General features: G+C 61.1%; 2 protein-coding genes and 1 pseudogene. All 3 read right to left on the reverse strand.

Annotated features, from left to right (window positions below; genetic code table 11):
* Positions 1-281: 281 nt before the first annotated feature.
* Positions 282-2,561, reverse strand: a complete 2,280-nt coding sequence (locus AWU74_RS04130) for a hypothetical protein (RefSeq protein ID WP_062327930.1) — start codon at positions 2,559-2,561, stop codon at positions 282-284.
* A gap of 285 nt (positions 2,562-2,846) precedes the next feature.
* On the reverse strand, positions 2,847-2,984 hold the full coding sequence (locus tag AWU74_RS11535; protein ID WP_162481892.1) for a hypothetical protein: 138 nt from the start codon (positions 2,982-2,984) through the stop codon (positions 2,847-2,849).
* 471 nt (positions 2,985-3,455) lie between these two features.
* Positions 3,456-4,095, reverse strand: a pseudogene (locus tag AWU74_RS04135) (tRNA (adenosine(37)-N6)-dimethylallyltransferase MiaA); the annotation flags it as partial.

Consider the following 4,095-nt stretch of genomic DNA (forward strand, 5'->3'; position numbering starts at 1 on the left):
TTTTTTTTTACGCATCCGGCGACCACCGCGCTCTACCCCCTTTCCCTCCACGACGCTCTTCCGTTCCCTCCCGCTCCGTTTCGGCAAGCCCCCTATGCCGCCTGTCGGTTGGCTCGCTCGGCAGCCCGCCGGTGGAAACTCCGGCAAAGCCCGCTCGGCAGCCGCGGCAGGTTCTTACCCGTACTACGGCATAGTGGCTTTCGCCCCTCGGCAAGCCCCCTGTGCCGCCTGTCGGTTGGCCCGCTCGGCAGGACCCGCGGGGTCTCCGCCCCCCGGCGGGCTTACCGCGCGGAAAGCGCCGCCGGGCTTTTCGGGCGGGACGCGTCCATAAGGTACCGCAAGCCTATCCACCCCGCGGTCAGGGCTGCAGCCCGCAGCACAAACAGAGCCGACGCCCACGCCAGTATCGCCTGCTGCGTCGCTATCATGGGGGGAACATTTATGATTTGCATAATAAAGGCAAATTCCAAGCCTCCGACCGCACCCCTGGCCGTCGCATTGCCGAGGATAAGCAGCGGAAAAAGGTTGAGCCCGTTATTTCCCGCAAAATACGCGTCCGGTACCAGATAGAGAGACCATTCGTGTATGGACGGGTCTGATGCTCCTATGTATCGAAACCCGTACTGGTTCACGGTGTGGAGAAGGGCGTTCGCATTCGGAATCCGATCCATGTTGCCGACATAGATTACGTAGCCGTATCCTGATCCTGACGATATATTCGACCATGCTTCTCTCGTTCCGGTGCGCAGCACTATATCGCGGAAGATCTCCGCCTCGCTTGGCGCCTCAAGCACCTCAAACGCCTCCATAGCCTGATAGAACATATAGAGATCATAGATCTGGTAGGCATACAGGGCGACGGTGACAATGATCAGTATAATATCGATAATCAGCAGTATCCTCTGATACGCGTTCCGGTCGTCGTAATTATGGTGAAACCGGTCCTGCCAGTACCGCGGAACGGAGCCGCCGGTTTGCCTCATCACCGCTTCCGCCGCCGCCGCCTTCGTCATTCCCCTGAGCTCCGTCCTGCTGAACACCTTGTACGGATAATTGCACTGCAGGTACGCCTCGGCGAACGCGTTGCGGGGCTGAGCGGTGTTTTCGGGGAACAAGACGCCTTCCCGAAAATAAGCGAACGAGTCGCTTCCGAGCCGGAGCGCGCCCATGGAGAACCTGTCGGGGCGGCCAGCTTCGTTCAGGTCGCGCTCTTTGTGAAACACGCCTTCCCCGAAGCCGTAGCCGGAAAACCCCTTCTGCCCGTTTCCCCGCCCCGTCTCGAACGAGGCGTACTGGATTCCCAGCCTGTTGCTGTCCGCGCTCGATATGCGGGGCACGTCGAGCCAGCAGCCGCCGTCGAGCTGTACGCCGACGACGGGCGCCTGCACCCAACCGTAAGAGAGCGCCTGCGCCGCGCCGCAGACGGCAAGGTACGGCGCGCGGCAGCGGTACACCGGTATCGTATAGCGGCACTTAAAACAGGTCGGCAGGTTCACGTCGGCGACGACGCCCTCCGCGGCGAGGTACGCGGCAAGGTTTCCGACCGCCCGCTCAAAGGCGCGGCGGAACAGCGGGACGTCCTTCAGCGCCTCCCAGTACCCGTCGACTATGTCCCCGACGTTCTCAAACACGCTCTTCCGCACCGAAAAACCGTTGAGCCGCTCCTCAAAGTCCGCGCTTTCAAAGTCTATTCCCTGCCCCGCGATATATTCGCGGTCGAGCCGCGCTTCGCCCGGCCCAAGCAGCGACTCCGTGTCGGCGGCATACAGCTCGTACTGCTTAAGGTATTTGGGGTGCTCCCTGTTTATCTCCTTGTTGTATTGCCGCAAAGTAACCGTCGCGTAGTAATGCTGCGAATCTTCGTCGCCGATGACCTGGCGCGGCGGCGGCGCCCGTTCGTACAGATAGAGGTCATAATACGCCTCAAAGCTGACATAGTCGGCGGGGTTCAGTCCCCTGTCCAGAATAGCCTTGACCAGCGGGCACGCCGCAAAGTCCGGGTCGGAATTGCCCGCCGCCCGCTGTATGGCGTTTTCGCCGAAGCACCGCATGAAAAAAGGCTTGAGCAGCTCCGCCTTGCCGACATACGCCGTTTCCGTCCGCGTCAGTTCTTCCACGCTGTCGAACAGGAAGCCGACCTGCCGGACGTCGTAAAAGGACTCCCCCTTATACTCGCCTTCGGTGATTTCGGCGTCGCCGCGGCTCACCTGATACACATAGGTGTGCGGCGTCTTTCGCCACACGTTTTGGGGCTCAAAGCCGTGCGCCGGGCGCAGCCCGTCGTACCGGCGGATCATTTCGGGGATATGCTCCCGCAGCGCCTGCTTGAGCTCGTCGTCCTGCCGCAGTGTTTTCTGCTGCCACGCTTCCACAAGGCGCTTCTCGCGCGCCACGTCGGGCAGTTCGCCTTTTGCCGCCGCCAGTTCCGCGGACAAAGCGCGCCCGGCTCCCCAGCCGTCGGTTCGCCCGCCCGCTTCCGCCGATCCCGCGGGCGGCAGCAGCGCCGGCGCGCAGGACACGAGGTATACGCCGAGAACCAAAGCCGAAAGCAGTCTGTCCATTTTTGTGTCGCGCTCCTTGTGTGCCCTTATAGATGCGCCGTTCCAACATGTTTGTCTATAGGTAAGCATTTACCGTGGCTGCCGTGAGAGATTTGTTGCAGGCGAAAATCTATAGCCATACTACGGATAAGCGTTTCCCGCGGCTACCGAGCGGGCTTTGCTACAGGCGAAAGCCATAAGCCGTACTACGGATAAGCATTTGCCGTGCTTACAGAAGGCTTGCCGGGACTTTCCACCAGTAAGGCTACCGGGCAATATGCCAAAGGGCGAAAGCCTCTATGCATACTACGGGTAAACACCTGCCGCGGTTATCGAGCGGGCTTCGCTGGAGTTTCCACCCAGTTGCCCGCCGAGCAATCCAACCGACAGACGAAAGTCTATATGCTGAAAACCGACGGCATATAAATACGCCTTTATAGTCATGTTTGTCTATACTTCCGTGCAGCGCGGGGAACAAAGAATGCCGGTATTGCATTTGTCTTTTATAGTATATGCTGCGTATGAGCGGGAGCCGCTTTGCCTAGAGGCGGGATATGGGCAAGCACCTGCCAAGTTTATCAAGAAGGCTTGCCGAGAGTTTCCGCCCAGTTGCCTGACGAGCAATATGCCGAAGGGTGACTCCCTTGGTGCGCATCAACCGCCCCGCTTCATGCCCACCAAACCTTATATGCCGAGTTCTTTGAGGGAACTCGGACGTTCGGCTACCGCCGAACGCAACCTGCCTGGGGCGAAAGCCTATAGCCGTACTACGGGTAAGTGGCTAGCGGGACTACCGAGCGTTCCGCTGGCAGGACGACATAAAACCCGTAGTACGGATATGCACCTACCGGTGTTTATCAAGAAGGTTTGCCGAAGGGTGGGCTGGCACCGTCCAGATGCTTGCCGAGCGCGGGGCTAACTGAGTCGCAAAGCGCGGCAGATCAGTTCCAGCGCTCGCTCGAAGCGCCCGTCGCAGCCGTCGGCGGGCGGCGGGAGCCACGATATACTGAAGCCTTTGTGCGCTATGCCGCGGAACCACGTCTCCTGCCGCTTGGCAAACTGCCCTATGGCGAGGCACAGCAGGCGGAACAGTTCGTCGCGGCTCTCGATTTTGCCCTGCAGGAACCGCGCGGCAAAGCGGTACTCCAGACCGAGCCGCTCAAGTCGTTCCCACGACGCGCCCGATTCGTGTAGCCGCTCCGTCTCTGCGAGCATGCCCTGCCGGAAGCGGGCGCGGAGCCGCTCCGCAATGCGCTCCCGCAGTTCCCCGCGCGGAAACATCGTGCCCAGTATCAGCGGTGCGATTCGCGGGCGCGAGTACCACTGCCCGCCGTTCGTCTTCTCCCGTCCGCGCTGTGCTTCCGGCTCGGTTCCGGCGGCGGCCTTTTCCCGCGCCCTCCGCGCTGCGAGCTCACCGCCTCCTTTGGGGAACCCATAGTCGCGAAGCAGCGCGTCGAGGTACATTCCCGAGCCGCCCACCACGAGCGGGAGCCGACCCCGCGCCGTAATCCCGTCGAATGCGCGGTATGCGTCCTGCAGAAAATTATAGACCCGG

The sequence above is a fragment of the Treponema endosymbiont of Eucomonympha sp. genome (assembly GCF_001028545.1).